The 1,150-nt window shown below is 45.8% G+C and carries 1 protein-coding gene; it reads right to left on the bottom strand.

Annotated elements, in window-relative coordinates:
• Positions 1 to 7: 7 nt before the first annotated feature.
• Positions 8 to 1,150: IS30-like element IS30 family transposase (locus ACOTXF_RS23745; RefSeq protein ID WP_032238611.1), on the bottom strand; the 1,143-nt coding region annotated here is incomplete at its 5' end.

The following is a 1,150-nucleotide window of genomic DNA, read 5'->3' as shown; positions in this document are numbered from 1 at the left end:
TGTAGATTCAATCTGTCAATGCAACACCCCTTTCAATTATCTCTTTCGGTGTTTTGAACTTCAGTGTCTTTCTCGGTCTGTTGTTTAGCTGAGCAGCAACCAGATCTAGTTCATGTTGAGTATATTGGGCAAGACATGTCTTTTTAGGAAAGTACTGCCGAATTAGCCCATTTGTGTTCTCATTTGTTCCCCGCTGCCAAGGACTCTGAGGATCGCAGAAGTAAACTTTAACGCCGGTGCTGACAGTAAATTCTAGATGTCTGGCCAGTTCCATTCCTCTGTCCCATGTCAGTGATTTTCTGAGTTCTGACGGTAAACTCAGGAATTTGTCGGTAAGAGCCTGATTTACTGAGACAGAATCTTTGCCCCTGAGTCTAAGGATGATCGTATAACGTGATTTTCGGTCTACAAGTGTGGCTATATGAGAGTTTTTTGTACCTGAGACTAAATCGCCCTCCCAATGCCCCAGAGAGCGTCTGTTATCGATATTTCGGGAACGTTCGTGAATTGGTGTTCCGTTCACTATGTTAATCGTACCTCTTTCGCCTTTGCGGGTATGACGCCTGCCATGGCGAAGGCTATGCGACCGTCGCAGATGCTGTATATTCAGGTGGTGTAGCGCTTCACGGCTACGAAAGTACAGCGTTTTATAAATTGTCTCAGGTGATATTCGCAGCGTTTTTTGACGTGGTTTTGTTCGCCTTAACCATCCTGATATTTGCTCTGGAGACCATTTCATCTCCAGCTTTTCCAGAACAAGCTTTCGCAATGGTAAATTTTGATCCAGTAAGCACGGTTTTGGCCTTTTCGCCATTCTGTTGGCTCGGTTATTAGCATCAACAGCTTTGTAATAGCGTCTGCCCCGATTACGCTGAACTTCACGTGAGATCGTCGAAGGACTGCGATTCAGCGCAGTAGCTATCGCACGAATGCTCATTTTGGCTGACAAACCAGCTCGTATCTCCTCGCGCTCAGACAGTGTCAGGTGAGCTACAGCCCGCTTACGCTCATGGGGTTTTATGCCGCCAGTATCCCTTAACATAGTGAAGATCGTTCCGGGTTTTGAACCCAGGATATTCGCTATTTCACTGAAGCCTGTTCCGTTCTTCCATAGTTCAAAAACAGAGGCTTTTTCCTCTGCTGTAAATGT

It is taken from the genome of Enterobacter cloacae complex sp. IR53041 (assembly GCF_049238285.1).
GTDB classification, from domain to species: domain Bacteria; phylum Pseudomonadota; class Gammaproteobacteria; order Enterobacterales; family Enterobacteriaceae; genus Enterobacter; species Enterobacter roggenkampii.
The sequence above is the reverse complement of the archived record's forward strand: the minus strand, read 5'-3'. Positions and strand labels throughout refer to the sequence as shown.